Raw genomic sequence first — 19,742 nt, 5'->3', positions numbered from 1 at the left:
GTGCCGTAGAGAAGACCATCGAAGAGTCTTTACTTGTTGAACAACACATACGCTGGTTAATGAAAACCTGGAAAGTCGTAGACTATACGGAAGCTATAGCCGTTACTTTTCACTTTCGCTTATGCGATGTGTGTTGTTACGCTGTGCACGTGATGCACATTCGGCTAAACGTTGTGTGGTTTCGCTATAATTAAATCGGCGATAGAGACTTGGGAGGAAAGAGATAGGAAATCTTTCAAAAGGCCTATGAACCTCTCACAGACAAACTGACCGGCAACGAGACACCCACTGTCGTTCCTTTTCCTAATTCACTGTCAATCTGAATGGTTCCACCGTGGACATGCACGAGATGCTTGACAATGGCGAGTCCAAGCCCTGTGCCGCCCTCTTCACGGGAGCGAGCCTTATCAACACGGTAAAATCGTTCGGTAAGACGAGGAAGATCTGCTGAGGGAATGCCTTGACCGGTGTCGCGTATTTGCAACGTCACATGCCCAGGCATTTCAGATGAAGAGACAGTCGTAAACGTAACATGTCCCTCCTTTGACGTATACTTTAACGCGTTGTCAACGAGGTTAACGATGATCTGACTCACTCGATCTCGATCCACCCATACATGGATATCCGGAGAAACCCGAGTCACAATGGACACGCCTTTTTTGATCGCTTCATTGTGATAGATACCCGCAACCTCGCTGACGACTTCAGCCAATGGGACAAGATTTCGCTTTAACGTAATTTTTCCTGTTTCAATATCTGAAAGATTCATTAAATCATTGACGAGCCGTCCTAAGCGGTCCGCGTGGGCCAGGGCCACGGAGAGGAATCGCCGATACATCGCCGGATCCGGAGATGATTCATCAAGTAACGTTTCTAAATACCCCTTGATCGCAGTCAATGGAGTGCGAAGTTCATGTGACACATTGGCAACGAATTCTGCACGTACTTTTTCTAGGCGACGAAGTTCGGTAACATCATGCAGCACTAAGACCAACCCGCGTCGTTGCTCGACTAATGCCAGGGGCATCGCATTGACCTCAAGCACTCGACGTTGAGGCATCGTCAGCACGACCTCTCGACTGCAGCGTTCAGATATATCAAGCGATTGACACCATTCGACCAAATCCGCCAGTTCCCGGTTTCGCACCACTTCTAACAGTGAATAATCCTCTAATGTGTCATGTTTGAAATCCAAAATTCGTCGGACACTTGGGTTGGCCACCAAAATTCGTCCCTGCTCATCAAGAGCCATCACTCCCTCAACCATGCTATCAAGAATAGCGGTGACCTTCGCCCGCTCACCTTCAAGCGTGTGCATTCGTTCACGTAACCGCGATGAGAGATGCGTCAACATTCGCCGGGTATCGTCTATTTCATCCCCATACTTGGCAATTGGTTCGTTAAGGCCACAGACAAGCGCCAGCTCTTCTGCGGCTTGTTGCACTTCAGTAATCGGAGACAGCCATTGCGTCATACCCCACAACGCACATCCAACAACAAGGCCCAACAGACCCAGTAGGAGAAGGCCAGGCACCACTGGCATTACGGAAAGACCCCAGCCAGCGGCAATTCCGAGCACCACGAGGGCAACAAGAACCATTGAAAGTTTTCGATACAATCGTGTGCTCATGCTCTACAGCTCTACTAATCTATTCCACGTCAGCATTAAATCGATACCCAACTCCTTTGACCGTCATAATCCGCACATGCTCGGGACCAAGTTTTTCACGCAAGCGTCGGACATGGACATCGACGGTTCGTGACTCGATATCAATCGCATTTGTATACCCCCACACGGACTCGAGAATTTGGTTACGGTTCAACACTCGCCCCTTCGCATCCATGAGCGCACAGAGGAGATCAAATTCTTTGACTGTTAATTCAACTAATTGCTCAGCCACCCGCACTTGATGCTTCGCTTCATCCACATCGAGTGCGCCCACCTTTTTCCGCGGACTCTCTGCCGGCTCCCGGCCACGCCGTAACACAGCTTTGACACGCGCCACAAGCTCGCGAGGGCTAAATGGCTTGACAATATAATCATCCGCGCCCATTTCCAAGCCCACAATCCGATCCACCTCTTCAGCTTTGGCGGTTAACATAATGATCGCGATATGCGCCGTAGCAGAGTCCTTTCGAAGCATTCGACAAATTTCCAAACCATCGATACCAGGTAACATCAAGTCCAGAATCAACAGGTCTGGCTTTTTCTCCCGTGCGAGGCGAAGGGCCGCTTCGCCCTCGATGGCCTCAAAACAGTGCAGTCCTTCTTTTTCGATGTGAAATCGGACAAGCTCCACGATATCAGGTTCATCATCAACAATAAGGACTGACTGTGCCATAACGGTGCATTCCTTTCTAAATGAGTATTGACTTCACTGTTTCCTGACGAACCCAAGAGTGAGAGTTTTCACACTCCAACAGCACTTCCACGTCTATGCATTTCAACGATACGGGAACTGACGTGCCATGGACGTTCAAGTGCCAGATTGTACATGGGAAATACCACGTTACAGATCATGCAATCGCGACATATATGGACTCATTGTACGAGGTAACTAGTAAGGAGTGTATCAGGAAGTTCACGATTGAAAAAGACAGGATTTTCGCTCTGACCAATTGTGAGCAAAGAGAGGGATGTATGCGACGAGGAGAAACATGAGAGAACCACTGCGACCCGTCACCGTCGAGGCGGCTCAGGAAAATGCATCATTCGCAGCGTCAGATACGCGGCTCGACAAACCCGCCCGAGCACTACATCACGACGGGTGAAAGGCGAACACAGGCGTCAATAATCTCCATCTTCTACAGCAGCCTGTTCTTCTTCCACGAAGAAGTACGTATGGCAAGCACGATCAAGCAGCGCCCGATCAAGCGTCGGAGGAATGTCTTTAAACTTCGCAATACTCACGATTTGGTCAACCAAATCCCGTGGGTGACAACTTCTCATACTGAGATGATATTTCTTATAAATATGTTCAAAGAGATATTCGACAGCCTCAGATTTATATGGGACACCTTTTTGGCCACACACGACTTCAAAGATATGCGCAAACTGTTTTTGAGAGGGATCGGCAATGTAGACTTTGTTCCGGATACGTCGCAAGAAGGCTTCATCGGCAAGTTTTTGCGGTTCAAGATTCGTGGCAAAAATGACAATCGTATCGAATGGAATTTGAAATACCTTTCCACTATGCAGCGTTAAATAGTCCACCCGCTTTTCGAGAGGAACAATCCATCGATTGAGCAAATCACGTGGACGAACCAGTTGGCGACCAAAATCATCAATCAAAAAGACTCCACCGTTCGCTTTCACATGGGGCGGAGCCTTGTAATATTTCGCAATGGGATTAAAGGACAAATCTAACATGGCCATGGTCAATTCTCCGCCGGCAAACTCGACGGGGCGATGGCAGAGCTCCCAACGGGCATCACGTTCAACTTTTGTCTCTAGAAACGAGCTTGAGGATTCGACAGGTGGACCAACCGTCACATGGGAAATCGGATCAAACACCTGGATAATTTGCCCGTCGACTTCAACGGCATGCGGAATATAAATCTCTCCACCGCCTACCATTTTCAACATGCGGCCGATAGCCTCCGCAATCACGGTTTTCCCATTGCCGGGAGGGCCGTAGAGAAAAATCGGCCACCCGGAATTAATGGCTTCACCAATTTGCTCGACCGTTTTTTCAGGAAGCACTAAATGCTCCGTGGCCTGCTCCACAATCGTTCGATTAATTTTCAGTTTTCCAATCGGTTGACAATTAATCATGTTTGCATAATGAGCAAGGGTCACCGGAGCCGGGCCCACATAGCGGCTGATCTCCATCGACGCCTGTCCCCGCCGTCTGCCCTCATCAGTTAATGTGTACCGGTACAACACGCCTAGTGGCTCACCATGCCCTCGAACTTCACACAACTTGTCTTTCTGGAGAATGGTAAACAGTTCCTTCATCACACTATACGGCAATTTCAAGAGCCCTCCCCCAGTCGCTTCCGTCAACTCACCCGTGACAATCAATGTTTTGAGCAAGAGCTGAGTCAGGAGTTCTTCAGAAAGCCCTGTGTCCTTGAGTGACGCAGGAGCGATAGGGATATTGCTTGAATGATGAGAAGTTCCATTCACCTCTGGCGTCGTTGCGATTCCGGCGGCATGACTCATACATTATCTCCACATGTTCGTTTCATACAGTAATAATGAGAACAAGACACATTGCTGTCTATCCCCTGATAATACGGAACTCTGAATACGTCTCCACCATGAGAGTTGGAGAAACTCGTCACATACGGTATCCTTAGAAGAAATCCATGGCGTGCGGACTTACCTACAAATATCTTCAGCGAAGCATGGCCTTCCACTCTGTGTTGGTCCTGACGATCCTGGTTCTCATCGGAGGCTGTTCTGAGCCACGCTCAGACAACACCCTGCGTTTTGGACTCGCCAATACTCCAGCAAACTTGGACCCGCGATTTGCCACCGATGCCACCTCGGCACGAGTAAATCGGCTCATCTATTCACGCCTGGTCGATTTCGACGAAGCCGCTCGACCGATTCCCTCGCTCGCGACATGGGAGCAAATCTCGCCAGTCCACTATCGATTTTCCTTACAAGACACTCGACAACCATTCCATCATGGAGACAGGCTCACGGCCAACGACGTCAAAGCCACCTATGAGTTCATCTTAAATCCCGATAATCTCTCTCCACATCGCAGCTCGCTCACGCTGATCTCAGAAATTCAAGCCCCCACGGATGACACGGTAGAATTTTATCTCGACAAACCCGACAGGCTATTCCCTAGCTATCTTGTTATCGGCATTCTCCCTGCGAACCTTATTCGCACCAATCACCCTTTTCATGAACACCCGATCGGAAACGGTGCTTTTACCTTTGTGGATCGGCCTGACGATACGCATTGGCGCCTGATGAGGCACGTAGACCGTCAATATGTGGAGTTTCTTCGAATTCCAGATCCAACAGTCAGGATTTTAAAGCTCTTGGCTGGCGAAATTGATATGATACAGAATGACCTTCCGCCAGAATTGACGGCCTACCTTGAAGAACATGACGACCTTCACATCCAAAGACGACAGGGTGCCAACTTCTCCTACCTAGGCTTTAACCTGGAGGACCCAGTTGTTGGACAACTCCACGTTCGACAAGCCATTGCACATGCCATCGATCGAACTAGCATCATTCATCACCTCTTACACGATACGGCGCACCCGGCCAATGCCATGTTCCCTCCGGAACATTGGGTCGGTGACTCAACCCTGTCCGGATACGACTATGACCCCCAACGAGCTCGAACCCTGTTACGACAGGCTGGGTTTGAAGAGACTCAGCCAGTTCGCATCATCTATAAAACTTCGACCGATCCCATTCGCTTGAGACTGGCAACCATCGTGCAAAATCAGTTGGCTCAAGTCGGGATTGAAGCCTCCATCCACAGTCACGATTGGGGAACCTTTTACGGAGATGTCAAAACCGGTCGGTTTCAAATGTTCAGTCTTTCGTGGGTTGGGCTCAAAACACCAGATATCTTTCGGTATGTATTCCACAGCGACTCCATTCCTCCTCAGGGGGCTAATCGCGGACGATTCATCGATGCACACAGCGATCGCTTGATCGAACAGGCTCAAGCAGCACAAGACCTTCTCGAAAAAAGCAAAATCTATCGACGCCTTCAATCTCATCTCCTCCACACGCTTCCGTATGTTCCTCTGTGGTTTGAAGAACATGTGTTTATCGCACGACGCAACGTCACTAACTACGGACTATCCGCAGATGGCAACTATGATGGACTCCTTACCGTGACACGAACGCCAACTCCCATGATCGCCACCCGACATGATTCCCAATCACGATGACTAGGTTTATCCTTGCGAGATTGGCAAGTGCTCTGCTGATTATTTTCGGCGTGTCTTGCCTCGTCTTCATTCTCATTCATCTCATTCCAGGAGATCCGATTGATGTCATGTTGGGAGAAACCGCGCATCCTACGGACAAAGACGCGCTTCGAAAAGCGATGGGCCTTCACCTCCCCCTCCACATCCAACTCCTCCACTATGTTCAACGACTCCTTCACCTTGACCTCGGGACATCGATTCACTCAGGCCGAGCCGTTACAGCCATCTTGCTCGAACGATTTCCTGCCACCGTAGAACTTGGAGCCGGCGCGATCACGATTGCGATTCTCCTGGCCTTTCCGCTTGGAATTTTCGCGGCGCTACGACAGAAAACGTTCATCGATGTCGGGGCCATGACGTTTGCACTGACCGGAGTTTCGATTCCAAACTTCTGGTTAGGCCCTCTGTTGATTATGGTGGGAGCCTTGTGGTTGGGCTGGTTCCCTGTCAGCGGACGAGAGGGGCTTCTCTCCCTTGTCCTTCCCGCACTGACTCTTGGGACAGCCATGGCCGCCATCTTATCTCGTATGATTCGTAGTGCCTTGCTCGAAATCATTCACGAAGACTTCATACGAACCGCACATGCTAAAGGCTTGAGTCAACGCCGGACGATCTTTCGCCACGCACTGCGCAACGCCCTCTTACCAGTCCTGACATTACTCGGTCTGCAATTTGGCGCGCTGCTTAGTGGAGCCGTGATCACCGAGACGATTTTTTCATGGCCCGGCATCGGATCATTGATGATTGAAGCCATTCAACAGCGAGACTATCCCATTGTCCAAGCCACCATGTTATTGATTAGCCTGATGTACATCGGCATCAACCTTGTAACCGACATCCTCTATGCCTGGGCCGACCCCCGAATACGCCTCAGGAGCCCAGCATGATTCGTCTGTGGGTTCCTCTGTTTATCCTTGGCATTTGGAGCGTTGTGGCGCTAGTCGGACCAGCCTTGCCGATCACTCCAAATCACATCGACTTGACGCAAATTTTGACAACACCTTCTGCCACGGCATGGCTCGGCCATGATGACATTGGACGTTCGATCGGCGATCGATTGATCATTGGAGCCCGAACATCGTTTATTGTTGCATTATCCGTCGTATTCATTGCCTCCATCGTTGGAAGTTGCATCGGCATCATCGGCGCCTATTGGGGAGGATGGGTTGATCATCTCCTGATCAGAATTATTGATATTTTTCTAGCTTTCCCAGGGATACTTCTTGCCATCGCGTTAGCGGGGGTCATGGGACCAGGCATTGAAAATGTCGTACTCGCCCTCACATGCGTCGGCTGGGTCGGCTATGCACGGCTGGCCAGATCCCAAGTTCTTGCCATCAAAGAAGCCGACCATGTGACGGCTGCTCGCGCACTTGGAGCCTCATCAGGCCGTATCATGTTTCGCCATCTACTGCCCTTACTCAGCGCACCCTTGATTATCGAATTAAGTTTTGGGGTTGCCAGTATTGTCATTGCGGAAGCGGGCCTCTCATTTCTCGGCTTGGGCGTCCAGCCGCCCGATGCGTCGTGGGGCAGCATGATTCGTGATGGAACCCGCTACATGCTCGTCGCTCCCCACGTCGTCATGGCACCGGGCTTCGCGTTGATGGTTGTCGTGTTCGCCATCAATGTGTTGGGAGATTGGATGCGGGACTGGTTAGATGTGAAATCGCTTACACGCGAACGGTGAGATAGGCGTAGCAGCGTGGTATAGTCTCATGTCTTGAAACCTGTTGACAGACCTTACTGATGACTATAGCGAATCCAAATACGTTCCAGTTGAATCATGCGGACTTTCAACGCGGTATCAAGCACTTCAAGGGTACGGAAGTTATAGCCGTTCCAATTTACTTCCGTCTGTACGACATATGTTTTTGCGCTATGTACATAATGTAAATTCGGGTGGAAGTTATTTGGTTTCGCTATAATTGAATCGGCTATAGGACACAGGACCATGCAACAACCAATTATTGGTTTCCATCAAGACGACGTCGGTGATTGGGTGGCTGATCTAGCCTGTGGACATGGACAACACGTCCGCCATAACCCGCCGTGGAGCGTCCGCCCATGGGTTGTGACCGAAGATGGACGCCATGCGCATCTCAACGAACAGTTGAATTGTAAACGCTGTGACGAGGAAGGTGAGGAATGCGATGTGAAATGAAAAGTGCACAATGAACAAGCAGCTAACACTCTTCTCTTCTGGACACATTCATTTTTTTTTACATTGTGCATTGGAGTTTATTGATGAGGAGACTCCATGACGAGCTGATACATGACATCACTGAGTTCCGTCAATGAATAGGGCTTTGTCATCACGGCATGAAATCCAAATCGTTGATATTGCGCCATGATGGGATCATTGGAATAGCCACTCGACACCACCGCTTTGACGTTCGGATCGATTTGAAGAAGTTGGACCATCGTTTCTTTTCCACCCAACCCTCCAGGTACCGTTAGGTCGAGAATCACCGCGGAAAATGGCGTATCGGTTTCTTTCGCCTGCTGATACAACGTAAGCGCCTCTTCTCCATTTTTCGCCATTTCAAAATGATAGCCGCACGCACGAAGCATCTCGCTCGCTAACACACGTATGGATTCTTCATCATCCATGACCAACACTTTCCCAGAACCATTCTTTTTCCCAATGGGAGCTGATGGCACGACCGTCGCCTCCTCAGCACACGCCGGAACATAGAGGGACACGCACGTCCCGACGCCGACCGTCGACTCAACCGTCAGATATCCCTGATGCTTACTCATAATGGTATAGGCTGAGGTTAAACCCAAGCCATAATGGTCCGGCTTCGTTGTAAAATAGGGATCAAACACTTTGGCCAAATCATCAGGACGTATACCTGAGCCATTATCAGAAAATGACACTTTCACGTACGGTCCGGATGGAACCGGAACGGCCAGTGAGGGGGAGGATTCCGTCAAACCTAGATTTTCCCATTGAACGATGAGGCGTCCATCATGAGACAGAGACTCAACCGTATTCATTACGATACTTTGGATCACTTGCCCCATTTGCCCCACATCGACCTCGACGAAGCGAAGAGGTTCATCGTAGACATACTCACGAGCGATAGCGGACCCCGACAAAGAAAACTCCACGGTATTCCTCACCAGTCCCTCCAACGACGTCACCTGCGTAATCGGGTCGCCTCCTTTGGCAAACGCCAATAGCTGTTGAGACAGTTCCTTGGCACGAAGACTCTCAGACTCAGCCATCCGTAAAAATCGCAATTCCGAACTTTGTTCCGACAGGAAATTTTTGGCAAGCGAAATGTTCCCCATCACACCCGTCAACAAATTATTGAAATCATGCGCGATGCCTCCCGCAAGCGTGCCAATCGATTCCATTTTTTGCGATCGTAATAATTGCGTATCCATCCGCCGACGAGTTTCTTCGATGTTCTTCCGTTCCGTCACATCACGACTCACGCCAACAAATCCGATAGCAACCCCCTGTTCGTTTCGAATAAAACTTGCTTGGATTTCCGCGACGATGACCGAACCATCTTTACGCCGATGCTCAAGTTCCAACGTTCGATATCGAGACGGGTTGGCCGTGCCCTGCCGCTCAATTGCCATCTCCTCCCCGATCATCATTCGCGCCGTATCCAGTGCTTCTGGCGTCAACAGATCCTTCAATGACAGGCGCAGGGCCTCATCCCTGGAATATCCAAGCACGCGTTCCACCGACGAACTCATGTAACTGAAACGCGCTCCATCCAACGTCATCACCCAAATCACATCGCTAATATTTTCAGCAAGAAACTGAAAGCGAGCTTCAGATATGCGTAATGAATACGTACGATTCTCAACCAACTGTTCAAGATGATCTCGATGTTGAATGAGCTCACGTTCCATGACCTGACAGGCATTGACTTCTTCAGAGAGCGTCCGGTTTAACACCTTGGCTTTATCCCGTTCTTCGGATAAGTGAGTAATCAGGCTGGAATTCTCTAGGTGAAGACGGATGGCATTCATGAGCACTCCATGGTTCCGCCGCATGGTCATGATCATCATACCCAGGAACAACATTCCCGCTATGCCCATTGCTAGGTGAAATTGGCTCCCGTCAAACAAAAACCTCGCAAGCAGCGGAGTAATTGAGCACACACTGAAGGCAAGAAACACTTCCTTCGAGGCAGCATGAACCGCAGTCGCACCAGCCACCTTGCCGCCAATAATCAAGGCCAGAAATATTTGATGTGGAATAGAGTCATGTGGGTAGAGAAACACTGGGAAGGCACCCCAGACAAGACCAGAGGCCACACTTCTCGCGAAGAATCGAGCACTCCAAATCTTGGCCTGCGCTCCAGTCTTCTGGGTTTGGTGATACTCATAAACTAGCAGGCCTCCAACAATATTGACAGTTAGCACACACCCTACCCAGACCATGATATGAGGGTTAGAAACAACATTCCATTGAACAAACGCAAGAATGAAGGCATTCACTAACGAGGCAATGATACCGATGGGAGCTTGCCCGTACAATTGCTCCACTTGCTGAACACGCACATGTTCGTGCTGATCAGAAAAGGCGGAAGTCGCAATAGGCATGGACGGCGAAAATGATTGAGTCGACATGGCAACAGAGAGGATTCTTTAAAAGAACCACGTGCGTGGGTACTTCAAAGACATCGCATAACGTGACGTGGGATTGAGCCAGTCCGTTACTTGACATAGCCAAGTAATTAGATTGCACTCGATCCCGCATAAAGTCAAGCAGCCTCTGACACGCCGGAAATTGCGTACAACAGAAAAACGGCACAACTCCAGAGGGCTTATCGACACACCGACCTCGCTCTAATCTCTTACGACCTCACGTGTTCAAGGTGCGGCTCCTCATCGCCGGAACAGGCTTATAGCCATTCCAGTTATGCCCAATCTATAGATCACCCCATTGAATACTGATTAACCCTTCGTGATTGAACCATCAATCGTCTGCAGGTCATCCAGGCGGGCATAACTTTCCTTATGTTCACGTTGTATCGTGCGGGGTTCGTTGGGCAACCTCGGTTGGAAGTTATTTGGTTTCGCTATAAACTATAACACTCTCTAGAAAAAGCATGAGTCATCGTCATGGCAAGAAAGTACCACCCAGTCTTCTTGGCCCCATCATCCACAATTTTCTCCGAACAGGACTCTCATCACTCTGGACTCAAGTTCGGCCCTAGACATTGTCAGACTCCTGCAGTCCTGACGTGTGAGCTATGCCCATGCTTGTCCCGTATCGATCACAAGTGATACGCTTTGGAAGACGGACCAAGACCGTATTACGTAAGATAAATCGAAAGCTCTTCGCGAGGCCCAACGGTTATGACACCAACCCTCAAACTCTGGACTTACTCGTCATGGGACAAAGTAATCCTCTGGACAATGATTTGCGTTGCCATGACTATCGTCTTTCCGACATCAGTCTTGTCCAGTGGGTTCCAGTCTCCAGAAGAATGTCTTGCCTACGCCGATAGCGCCCATTTAAATTGCCTCTATGCCTACATTGAAATTCAACAAGACACGATCGCAAAACTCGAAACCCGGATTACCGAAGAACAACGCAACGCGCAACAACTTCAAGAGCACGTGACACGCCAACGCTCTGTGAATGATGAGCTTGAACAGCGTATTCAAGATCACAACAATGTACGCAATGCCTATCGCGTCCCTCGAATACGCGGCTACTCGGGATTCTCCTATGGATTTGGCCGGCCAAGATATTACCGGCGTTTTTTTCACCCTCCCCCTGGTTTCCCTATGGGGTACTATGACCCTTATTGGTAGCAGACACGATCGTATTCACCTCACGAAAACACGCAACACATTTCACCCACGAACACTATGGCAACTCATCGTAAGCATGTGCACGCCCCCTCATCATCGTATTTCACTCATCATTCCATCTTCAGAAGGAGGTCTCTCTCATGCGTGAATTGACGTTCGTTGCTGCAGCATGCATGCTGCTCACATTATCAAGTTGCTCCAGTGCGGGCGGAAGCGCGGCATTAGGAGCACTCGGTGGCGCTGCAGTTGGTGCCGGTGGATACGAGTACAATTTAAAGACACAAAAAGATCGAATCGATCAAGATCTCAAGGATGGAAAAATCGACCAGACGGAATACGACATTCGGAAAGATCAGATCGAGCGAGATTCGCTCATGCAATAACCTCCCTCACAACAACCCTGACGACACTACTAAGCGACGTCAGGGTTGTCTATGACCATCTCTAGTGACTATTGGTTTTAATCATCGTCGTCACCTTTTCCATTTCCCTTCAACCACCCCAGAATACCATTCCAGCTCTTGAAACGATTCACGTGCAAGTTAAATGAATGCCCGATGCCAGTGAGCGTTTGAACCCGAACGGTTGGAGCCCGTGGGTAAAAACTCGCCTCCTGATCGGCCAGACTGGCAGGCGCCAGAACATCAAACTCTCCAAGCTGAATTAACACCGGGACACGAATCCGATTGGATCGAGAAAAATTCTTGATAAATTCCACGTCATCGGCATTTCCCCTCACCATGGCCTGAAGCAGTGGAAGCCCTTGAGTGAAAATACCACGAGGAGTCTGATCGGGAAGAAATCGATTGTCAAAATTCACCATCGATGGATCAGCTTTTGATAAAAAGTAGAAGGCCTGCGTTCGAAGTGCTGGGGGAAACCGTACATATGGACTTTCGAGAGCGGCCTGAACGACATCAGGCATCAAGACGACATGTGGAGCATACGCCCAGGCTGTCACAATTAACGCATCAGCAGCGTGAGGAAATGTTCCCAATGTGTGCACACTCAAAATGGCACCTAAGGAATGACCTACAACAATCACTTTTCTAAACGAACGACGAAGCGGATTATTCTTGGACTTCAAACGAAATAAGACTTGCGCAATGGTAAACGACGACTCGTTGAGCGTGATGAGATCTCCAGCCGGCACGTCAGATTTCCCACTCCCAAGCAAATCAAGCGCAAGCACGACAAAACCTTTTCTCGCCATAAACTGCGCGTACGAATAGTTCCGTCTATTAATCCTTGGCCCATTCCAGTAGTGATGATTATACGTAAGGCCAGGAATTAACGTTTGCAACGGCTTATTCCCCACATTCGCATGAATCAGGCAAGCCATCACCCAACGGTGTGAGTTGTACGACAGGCACGGGTTGACGCGTTTAACTTTAAAGTAGAAAAATCCCGCCATCGTCAATCTCTTACCAGTCGTGAGTGTTACGGGAAAATTGACGCGATGTTCCACAACAGTACCCCTGAGGGACAATACCTTCTTCGGTGTCCAATGGGTATTGCCATGCGCGAATGTCACAGCAGTAGTTACAAGCAGAGCACAGACAACAGACACGAATGCCATCAACAATCGATAAATCATCAGAAACCTCCTTCTGGGAATTCAATGAACACCATGTAACCACAGAGGGGTATCGTGGATTGAACAGATGAGGGAAAATAGCAAAGAAGAGGGGCCGACGGCCAGAAAAAAATGAAAGAAATGTTATAATTTACGCAACACCTTTACAACAGATTCAATGCGCCCTCCTCTGACAGCCAGTTATCATCAGCCGTCTCATACAAAAATTCACACGCGAGGGCCTCGCACAATTCAACCAAACCCTGATACACTCACACTCTCTCATGAACGACCTAGAAATACACAGACCATGTATGTGGGCGGTCGCGCTCGGTCTCGCAAAGCGCCTAAACTACAACAATCACGTAAAACGATGGCCCGCACTCACCGTGTGGTGTTGTCTGAGTATATTCTTCGTCCCCTGCTACTCTCTACCCGCTGACGTTCCACCCGAGTTACAACCCCACCTTCAAGGCATTGCATCGTTTGCTCAACCGTCTCCTCTCGTTTCGATTCCCGAAGGCTTGTTTCTCATGGGAACCAAACGGCGCGACGCTGACGCGTTCCATGTCGACACGCAATATGACGACACCGAATTTCCGCAGCGCAGCATTTGGGTAGACTCATACACAATCGATCAATATGAAGTGACACTCGGAGAATTTTTAGCCTTTTTGCAACAGGACACACGCCCCGTGTCCGACGAGTTACAAGAGTTAATCTGGCACTTGATTGACGTCCACTATATTCCAGATCAAGTGATTGCCCCATGGCCGGCTCTGTACGTGACGTGGCAGGAAGCATCCGCATTTTGCCAGGCTCAGGGGAAACGGTTACCAACCGAGGCCGAATGGGAAAAGGCTGCACGAGGCCTGGAAGGACGCGCCTTTCCGTGGGGACAAGAAAAACCCACAGAGACCGTTGTGGTCTTTGGACAATATCATATGCATCAAATTCCTCTGGTTGCGTCCGTGGATAGCTATCCGGAAGGACAAAGCGTCTTTGGCGTGTACCATATGGCCGGGAACGTCGCCGAATGGGTGGCGGATTGGTTCGGCTCCGATTACTATCCAATCATGCCGGAGCGAAACCCGCCCGGGCCGAAAAACGGGCGCTACAAGAGCGTGCGCGGAGGATCGTGGAAAAGTAAAACCGTCATGCTCCGAACGGCCACTCGCGGCGGAGCATTTCCCCAACAACGGGAAGCCACGATTGGATTTCGTTGTGCACAATAACCTGCATGAAACCATTATGATTTTTATGACGTTGCGGAGGTAGAGAACTATTGGAAACGATGAGAAGGGAGAGCACAGTTCATTCCCAAATCGTACGAACTTGAGAAGAAACGTGATGGAAACGTCTGGCAGAAGCTAACGGCTTACTATAGAGGCATTCGCCATCATCCGATGACACTCGCTCTTCGCCTGCTCACGACGTGAAGACTTCAACATGGATAGGTATGCATGTTACCTGAATCGATTCACACTGTATCCGTTCCGATACTTGGCATTCCTTCACCCGTGGCTACTCAGAGCACGATTGATTACATGGCCGGCGTCAGTGGTGCCGCACCGCACCTATGTGCTGTTCCTTTTAAAAAACAGGATTATGAGCAGAAGCAGAATGGGAAGGCGTAGATTGTACGGCAGCAGGATCAATGACGCCGTCTTTGACTCGAATCACTCGTTCAGTGTGTTCGGCGATATCTAGTTCATGCGTGACCAGCACGATCGTCGCTCCAGCTTGATGGAGCTGTGTCAATAACTCCATGACTTCGTAAGATGTTTTGGTATCTAAATTCCCGGTTGGCTCATCAGCGAGAATAACCTTGGGATTGGTTATCAGCGCGCGGGCAATAGCCACACGCTGACGCTCTCCACCTGAGAGTTCATTCGGAAAATGATTCGCGCGATGCTCAAGCCCCACTCGCGCCAAAAACTCACGCGAACGATCCTGGCGAGTCGCTCTCGGCACCCCTTGGTACATCAACGGTAACAACACATTTTCCATTGCCGTTTTAAATGGTAATAAATGAAAGGACTGAAAGACAAAACCTAAGAGCGTGTTACGATACATGGTGGCTTGCGATTGCGTAAGATCTTTAATCGGCTTACCCGCCAGCGTGTACAGGCCAGAATCATAGTCATCAAAGATACCCAGAATATTCAGCAACGTCGACTTCCCTGAACCGGAAGGCCCCATGATCGACACAAACTCCCCCTGTTCAATGACGAGATCAACACCTCGAAGAACCGGAACCACGCTTCCGTGATCTCGGTAGGCCTTACTCAGTTGCTGAAGATGGATCATGGACTCGGCCATTGCAGTCTCCCGGCGTATTCCTAGGCTCACCCCATCACATGCCCCATGCGAGATCGTGGTTCACCACGACAGCCTGAGGCATACGCCCATACGACTCGACAGCGGCTACTTTGTAAAGACGATGGATTTGATGCCGGATGGAAGAAAGTCCACGTCACCGAAGTCCGACTCCCCGCGAAAACGTCCGTCGATTCCCAAAGGAAACTTTCCGCTCTTGCCGTTGGTAAGATGAATAGTCAGCTCCGGCGCGTTCCCGTTGGCTTGCACCTGAATTTCTTTAATCGTTTCAAATTTCACTTGAATAGTCGCCGTGCCTTTTTTCACAGGAACATGGTGCAATTCATGGGGGACAAAGGACGTTTCATCCACTTGTTCTTCGTAATAAAAACGAAAATTTTGAATCTGGCTTTCGAGACCTTCCGCATCGATAACTGTGGCCTGAAACGGAGAGGCGCTTTCGGCCACAACGGCAACACCCACAACGCTGCACATCACGAGTACCCCTCCGATAACAAACTGACGACACCACGACCGCAATAGATTGATGCTCCTCATATTACCTCCTCATGCAGGCAACCAATGTACGGATTGGTTACGAGTACAATAATAAAGCTGGATGATGTATGTGAACACGAGACGGTCCAACCAAAGACCACAATTCCCTCATGCGCATCGCGCACGGTGGAAAAGATTTGAGATGCCTCACAAGAACAGTGTCGCGGCAAGGAGATTAATTCAATTTATAGACAATCGGAAGATCCACCATTACCACCGGATGCTTGATGCGATGACGTAACGTCAGCGGTGACGCCATTTTGATCGTATTCAACGCCTCTTGGTCCAACAGGTTATGGCCGGAACTTGCCAGCACTTGTACATCTTGAATCTCTCCAGCCGCATTAATTAACACTCGCAATTCAACCGTCCCTTCCCAAATTTTCCTTCTCGCGCGAGACGGATAGCGCTTGAGCTGTTGCACTCGTTTCAGCAGCGTATCGGCAACCCACCCATAGTCCGCCGCCGGAAGCGGCGTCGTCTCCAACTCGCGCACCACAACGTCCGGCAGTTCTTTTTTGATGGTTTTTCGTTGAATAGAGCGGCGAGCAACCGATTTCACCGGAGGCGCCTTCGCCTGCACCGGTGTATGAGGACGCGAAACAGGACGTGGTACCGTTCGGCTAATCGCCCCGGACACAATCGCCGGCACAGGTTTGCTGACCATTTTTGCTTTTGCCTCCACCGCATGGGTTGTAGGCTTGGCCCCATTCCGCGAAACCGCTTGAGCGGTTTGCACAACCGGTTGACTTGTTGGCTGGCGAACCGGTTTGGTCACAGGAACTTTGGCGGTTGAAACTGGACGATGTGTGGCTTGCGGCTCGGATCGAGTCTGCGGTTGCACCTGAGGCTGAACACGAGCCACCTCCGTTTTCGTGACTGGAGTTGGAGTAATTTTTTGTTGCACCGTTTCAGGTTTGAGATCCCGCTGTTGCTTGACCGGCACCGGAACCGACGTGACGGATTTGACCATCTGCCGCTTGACGGGCTCAGTTGGACGCCGCATCTCACGAACAATCTTTTGCTCAACAGGTTGTTCCTGAACAACCTGTTGCACCGGCTTTTTCCGAACAGGCTGACGCTCCAGCACCGGCTTGGATTCGGGAGTGTGTGTCACCGGTTGAGGCTGCTTGACCGGATCGGGGGGAAGCGTCACGAGTGAAATATCCAACCGAAAAGGATCCGGTTTTTTCACTTCCATGACCTGCGACATGGTCAGGACAATACCCGCAATCAAACCGCCATGGATCACGACCGAAAGCAACCATCCGTGAACGGCTTGCGAGGAATTTGAGGGGAACCCGTCACTTCGATCACTCATGACTAACAGGCCTCACGACATCCCAAGTATGAGGCCGATCATGAACGATCATGACAGATACAGTGGCAAGAACAACGCATATGGAACTTTCTTATTTCACGAACATGAAGAATGAAGAAACGCGGAAGAGATCATGTAGCCGGATGGCTGTGATTGACAACCCCACACGCTCTCCAAGCATCCCAATCTCTCAGCAAGAGACAGCCAGGCACAGCTATACATATACACCCCACATAGAATAAGACGAATGAAATGACGTTTTCCTGACCTCTACAATACTTTTATTTTTCCACAATCCCTCCAAAAATAGGTGAAATCACGTAACATTAAATCGCAAGCAATTGAATTAAAAGATAAATTAAAATATGAAAATTTACCCACACTCAAGGACATTTCAACTACAAAGGCAGTAAAACCCTACTTCACTCTACTTAACAAACAGCAAATCCAATACGTTCCGCATATAGGGTCAGACATGACTATTGAATATTATGGAACTTCGATTGCAGAGACACTCATGAGCTACCCTGAAATAAGCAAAACACGCGCTCACGCACATTGCGATTTTTTTAACAATAACAATCTAGTAGGGTAAAAAGAGAGCAATGAGAAAGGGTTCACATGACAACCACGTCTAGCACAATCAAATTGACCTATGAGGACTACCAGGGCTTCCCTGAGGATGGGAAACACCATGAACTCATCGATGGAGAACACCACGTGACTCCTGTCCCCCTCACAAAGCACCAACGTATTGCAAGCAATCTCCATGGTTATATCTTCCAGCATTGCCAATACACCAAGCTAGGCCGCATCTTCTCGGCTCCGACCGATGTTGTCCTCACTAACACTGATGTCGTGCAGCCCGACATACTCTTCATCCGTTCAGAACGGCTATCCATCATCACCCGTCAAAACATTCAGGGAGCGCCTGATCTGGTCATCGAAATCCTGTCCGAAACCACGCGTCAACGGGATGAACGCTTAAAGCGCACCCTTTACGAACAGCACGGCGTCAACGAATACTGGAGTGTCGACCCGGAACTCGACAGCATCAAAATATATCGCCTCCAAGAAGGCCGCTATGGCCCCTGCCAAGAATTTACATTGGAACACCCACAAACAACTCTTACTATGTCGCTCCTTCCAGGCTTCTCTCTACCTCTACCCAACGTATTTGCGTAACTAGGCTCTCAGTTTTCCTCGACGGGATGGAACAACACCTGACTCAGTCACGAACTTATCCAGCACAGTCTACACAGTTCCTTGTGAATCTGACGCCACAAAAGGAGAAGGTAATTATCAGGCGGTTGAAATTCGAATCGGACCTGACTGTTCCTCGACATCTACAGAATACCAAGCCTATGTCGCTCTTAAAAATCTTGAAGCATGCCTGCCCCACTATACACTCTGTCTTTTACATTTCTTCCCCTATCTCCTGTCTGCAACGCATTATAAAATTATCAATCATGTCTGACTCCATTTTAAGATCCAAGCACAGAGTCCTTCCCCCAAAGCGAAATGTTCTTTTTGACTATCGAATATTGACGATATTCGATGAGGCGGGCATAATAGAGACATGAAGAGGGAAAGGAAGACTCACCATGAGCAGCAGTCTCAACTTGACATTAACTGATGAACTGCGCGCATTTATCGATCGAAACTGCGGAGACGGGACGCTCTTCTCGACACCGACCGAATTTATGCGCGATGTATTGCGAGAGAAGAAAGAACGGCTCGAAGCCGCTGAAATCCGAGCGGGGATTCTCGAAGGGTATCAAGATGCCATTGCAGGTCGAACCACGAAATTTTCCGGAGACTTCAAAGCCGATATGGCTCAATTCAAAAATCGTACTCGCTAATCGTGCCGATCTCCCTCAAACTCACCGACAGAGCCCATTATGATCTTCAGAAGATTGAAACCTATTCTCACCGAAAGTGGGGACGGGCCGTCGCCAACCGCTATCTTGAAGACATCCAGACGGCTTTGTCTCTTCTGCAAGAAAACCCGGCATTATTGCGGAACAAACTCGACATTTCCGAACACTTTCAATTTTATCGTGTTTGCGAAGATTTGTTAGTCTGTCTCACCCTCAAAGATGTTCTGCTCGTGCTCACCATCAAACACGGACAAATGGACTTATCTCGTCGGCTGGTAGAGTTAGAGCCCACGTTGATTCAAGAAGCCGACCTTCTCTACCAACGACTGGTCGCTGCTGAAAAAAAACGTCGCAGATCCCGCCAGGCAAAGTCATAGGCCTG

The 19,742-nt window shown here is 49.5% G+C and carries 18 protein-coding genes; 10 read left to right on the top strand and 8 right to left on the bottom strand.

Annotated elements, in window-relative coordinates:
- Window positions 1–244 precede the first annotated feature (244 nt).
- The 3 genes from ACWHX8_RS05565 to ACWHX8_RS05555 form a co-directional block, all read right to left on the bottom strand.
- Window positions 245–1,318 carry an ATP-binding protein gene (locus ACWHX8_RS05565; protein WP_447971865.1) on the bottom strand — a complete coding sequence of 358 codons (1,074 nt, stop codon included), beginning with the start codon at window positions 1,316–1,318 and terminating at the stop codon, window positions 245–247.
- A 331-nt stretch (window positions 1,319–1,649) separates the two neighbouring features.
- Window positions 1,650–2,342: a response regulator gene (locus tag ACWHX8_RS05560; protein WP_447970971.1), complete on the bottom strand. Its 693-nt coding sequence runs from the start codon at window positions 2,340–2,342 to the stop codon at window positions 1,650–1,652.
- A gap of 446 nt (window positions 2,343–2,788) precedes the next feature.
- Window positions 2,789–4,165 carry a hypothetical protein gene (locus ACWHX8_RS05555; protein WP_447970970.1) on the bottom strand — a complete coding sequence of 459 codons (1,377 nt, stop codon included), beginning with the start codon at window positions 4,163–4,165 and terminating at the stop codon, window positions 2,789–2,791.
- A 146-nt stretch (window positions 4,166–4,311) separates the two neighbouring features.
- On the opposite strand from ACWHX8_RS05555, the gene ACWHX8_RS05550 reads away from it, so the two are divergent.
- The 4 genes from ACWHX8_RS05550 to ACWHX8_RS05535 all read left to right on the top strand — a co-directional run bounded on the left by ACWHX8_RS05550 (window position 4,312) and on the right by ACWHX8_RS05535 (window position 8,077).
- Window positions 4,312–5,874, top strand: a complete 1,563-nt coding sequence (locus ACWHX8_RS05550) for an ABC transporter substrate-binding protein (RefSeq protein WP_447970969.1) — start codon at window positions 4,312–4,314, stop codon at window positions 5,872–5,874.
- The gene (gene nikB, locus ACWHX8_RS05545; RefSeq protein ID WP_447970968.1) at window positions 5,871–6,800 is read left to right on the top strand and encodes a nickel ABC transporter permease; all 930 of its coding nucleotides are present in this window, start codon (window positions 5,871–5,873) and stop codon (window positions 6,798–6,800) included. The genes ACWHX8_RS05550 and nikB overlap by 4 nt, the downstream gene beginning before the upstream one ends.
- Window positions 6,797–7,603, top strand: coding sequence for an ABC transporter permease (locus tag ACWHX8_RS05540; protein ID WP_447970967.1), 807 nt, complete (start codon window positions 6,797–6,799; stop codon window positions 7,601–7,603). Before nikB ends, ACWHX8_RS05540 begins: the two co-directional genes overlap by 4 nt.
- A 264-nt stretch (window positions 7,604–7,867) precedes the next feature.
- Window positions 7,868–8,077, top strand: a complete 210-nt coding sequence (locus ACWHX8_RS05535; protein ID WP_447970966.1) for a DUF3565 domain-containing protein — start codon at window positions 7,868–7,870, stop codon at window positions 8,075–8,077.
- A 77-nt stretch (window positions 8,078–8,154) separates the two neighbouring features.
- On the opposite strand, the gene ACWHX8_RS05530 is transcribed toward ACWHX8_RS05535, so the two are convergent.
- Window positions 8,155–10,512 carry a hybrid sensor histidine kinase/response regulator gene (locus ACWHX8_RS05530; protein ID WP_447970965.1) on the bottom strand — a complete coding sequence of 786 codons (2,358 nt, stop codon included), beginning with the start codon at window positions 10,510–10,512 and terminating at the stop codon, window positions 8,155–8,157.
- Window positions 10,513–11,319: 807 nt separating this feature from the next.
- Between ACWHX8_RS05530 and ACWHX8_RS05525 the strand changes: the two genes are divergently transcribed.
- Together ACWHX8_RS05525 and ACWHX8_RS05520 are read left to right on the top strand one after the other, a co-directional pair.
- Window positions 11,320–11,706, top strand: a complete 387-nt coding sequence (locus ACWHX8_RS05525) for a hypothetical protein (RefSeq protein ID WP_447970964.1) — start codon at window positions 11,320–11,322, stop codon at window positions 11,704–11,706.
- Window positions 11,707–11,846: 140 nt separating this feature from the next.
- Window positions 11,847–12,089 carry a hypothetical protein gene (locus tag ACWHX8_RS05520; protein WP_447970963.1) on the top strand — a complete coding sequence of 81 codons (243 nt, stop codon included), beginning with the start codon at window positions 11,847–11,849 and terminating at the stop codon, window positions 12,087–12,089.
- A 77-nt stretch (window positions 12,090–12,166) separates the two neighbouring features.
- On the opposite strand, the gene ACWHX8_RS05515 is transcribed toward ACWHX8_RS05520, so the two are convergent.
- A complete protein-coding gene (locus tag ACWHX8_RS05515) occupies window positions 12,167–13,303 on the bottom strand; it encodes an alpha/beta hydrolase (protein WP_447970962.1) in 1,137 nt (378 codons plus the stop codon).
- A gap of 263 nt (window positions 13,304–13,566) precedes the next feature.
- Between ACWHX8_RS05515 and ACWHX8_RS05510 the strand changes: the two genes are divergently transcribed.
- A complete protein-coding gene (locus tag ACWHX8_RS05510) occupies window positions 13,567–14,517 on the top strand; it encodes a formylglycine-generating enzyme family protein (protein WP_447970961.1) in 951 nt (316 codons plus the stop codon).
- Window positions 14,518–14,875: 358 nt separating this feature from the next.
- Here ACWHX8_RS05510 and ACWHX8_RS05505 read toward each other — a convergent pair whose 3' ends face one another.
- The 3 genes from ACWHX8_RS05505 to ACWHX8_RS05495 form a co-directional block, all read right to left on the bottom strand.
- Window positions 14,876–15,592: an ABC transporter ATP-binding protein gene (locus ACWHX8_RS05505; RefSeq protein ID WP_447971864.1), complete on the bottom strand. Its 717-nt coding sequence runs from the start codon at window positions 15,590–15,592 to the stop codon at window positions 14,876–14,878.
- Between the two features lie 117 nt (window positions 15,593–15,709).
- On the bottom strand, window positions 15,710–16,159 hold the full coding sequence (locus tag ACWHX8_RS05500; protein ID WP_447970960.1) for a hypothetical protein: 450 nt from the start codon (window positions 16,157–16,159) through the stop codon (window positions 15,710–15,712).
- Between the two features lie 175 nt (window positions 16,160–16,334).
- Window positions 16,335–17,480, bottom strand: coding sequence for a TonB family protein (locus ACWHX8_RS05495; protein WP_447970959.1), 1,146 nt, complete (start codon window positions 17,478–17,480; stop codon window positions 16,335–16,337).
- A 621-nt stretch (window positions 17,481–18,101) separates the two neighbouring features.
- Here ACWHX8_RS05495 and ACWHX8_RS05490 point away from each other — a divergent pair.
- From ACWHX8_RS05490 to ACWHX8_RS05480, 3 genes are all read left to right on the top strand, one after another.
- Entirely contained in the window at window positions 18,102–18,665 is a 564-nt protein-coding gene (locus tag ACWHX8_RS05490; RefSeq protein ID WP_447970958.1) for a Uma2 family endonuclease, read from the top strand.
- Window positions 18,666–19,084: 419 nt separating this feature from the next.
- Entirely contained in the window at window positions 19,085–19,342 is a 258-nt protein-coding gene (locus tag ACWHX8_RS05485) for a ribbon-helix-helix domain-containing protein (RefSeq protein WP_447970957.1), read from the top strand.
- 2 nt (window positions 19,343–19,344) lie between these two features.
- The gene (locus tag ACWHX8_RS05480) at window positions 19,345–19,737 is read left to right on the top strand and encodes a type II toxin-antitoxin system RelE/ParE family toxin (protein ID WP_447970956.1); all 393 of its coding nucleotides are present in this window, start codon (window positions 19,345–19,347) and stop codon (window positions 19,735–19,737) included.
- The last annotated feature ends 5 nt before the right edge of the window (window positions 19,738–19,742 follow it).

The sequence above is a fragment of the Nitrospira sp. M1 genome, assembly GCF_965152605.1.
This window is presented reverse-complemented; position numbering and strand designations above follow the sequence as displayed.

Excerpts from the sequence above, each read along its gene's own strand:
- ACWHX8_RS05565 (WP_447971865.1), bottom strand. The coding sequence starts at position 1,318 with ATGCACACGCTTGAAGGTGAGCGGGCGAAGGTCACCGCTATTCTTGAT.
- ACWHX8_RS05560 (WP_447970971.1), bottom strand. The coding sequence starts at position 2,342 with ATGGCACAGTCAGTCCTTATTGTTGATGATGAACCTGATATCGTGGAG.
- ACWHX8_RS05555 (WP_447970970.1), bottom strand. The coding sequence starts at position 4,165 with ATGAGTCATGCCGCCGGAATCGCAACGACGCCAGAGGTGAATGGAACT.
- ACWHX8_RS05550 (WP_447970969.1), top strand. The coding sequence starts at position 4,312 with ATGGCGTGCGGACTTACCTACAAATATCTTCAGCGAAGCATGGCCTTC.
- nikB (WP_447970968.1), top strand. The coding sequence starts at position 5,871 with ATGACTAGGTTTATCCTTGCGAGATTGGCAAGTGCTCTGCTGATTATT.
- ACWHX8_RS05540 (WP_447970967.1), top strand. The coding sequence starts at position 6,797 with ATGATTCGTCTGTGGGTTCCTCTGTTTATCCTTGGCATTTGGAGCGTT.
- ACWHX8_RS05535 (WP_447970966.1), top strand. The coding sequence starts at position 7,868 with ATGCAACAACCAATTATTGGTTTCCATCAAGACGACGTCGGTGATTGG.
- ACWHX8_RS05530 (WP_447970965.1), bottom strand. The coding sequence starts at position 10,512 with ATGTCGACTCAATCATTTTCGCCGTCCATGCCTATTGCGACTTCCGCC.
- ACWHX8_RS05525 (WP_447970964.1), top strand. The coding sequence starts at position 11,320 with ATGACTATCGTCTTTCCGACATCAGTCTTGTCCAGTGGGTTCCAGTCT.
- ACWHX8_RS05520 (WP_447970963.1), top strand. The coding sequence starts at position 11,847 with ATGCGTGAATTGACGTTCGTTGCTGCAGCATGCATGCTGCTCACATTA.
- ACWHX8_RS05515 (WP_447970962.1), bottom strand. The coding sequence starts at position 13,303 with ATGATTTATCGATTGTTGATGGCATTCGTGTCTGTTGTCTGTGCTCTG.
- ACWHX8_RS05510 (WP_447970961.1), top strand. The coding sequence starts at position 13,567 with ATGAACGACCTAGAAATACACAGACCATGTATGTGGGCGGTCGCGCTC.
- ACWHX8_RS05505 (WP_447971864.1), bottom strand. The coding sequence starts at position 15,592 with ATGATCCATCTTCAGCAACTGAGTAAGGCCTACCGAGATCACGGAAGC.
- ACWHX8_RS05500 (WP_447970960.1), bottom strand. The coding sequence starts at position 16,159 with ATGAGGAGCATCAATCTATTGCGGTCGTGGTGTCGTCAGTTTGTTATC.
- ACWHX8_RS05495 (WP_447970959.1), bottom strand. The coding sequence starts at position 17,480 with ATGAGTGATCGAAGTGACGGGTTCCCCTCAAATTCCTCGCAAGCCGTT.
- ACWHX8_RS05490 (WP_447970958.1), top strand. The coding sequence starts at position 18,102 with ATGACAACCACGTCTAGCACAATCAAATTGACCTATGAGGACTACCAG.
- ACWHX8_RS05485 (WP_447970957.1), top strand. The coding sequence starts at position 19,085 with ATGAGCAGCAGTCTCAACTTGACATTAACTGATGAACTGCGCGCATTT.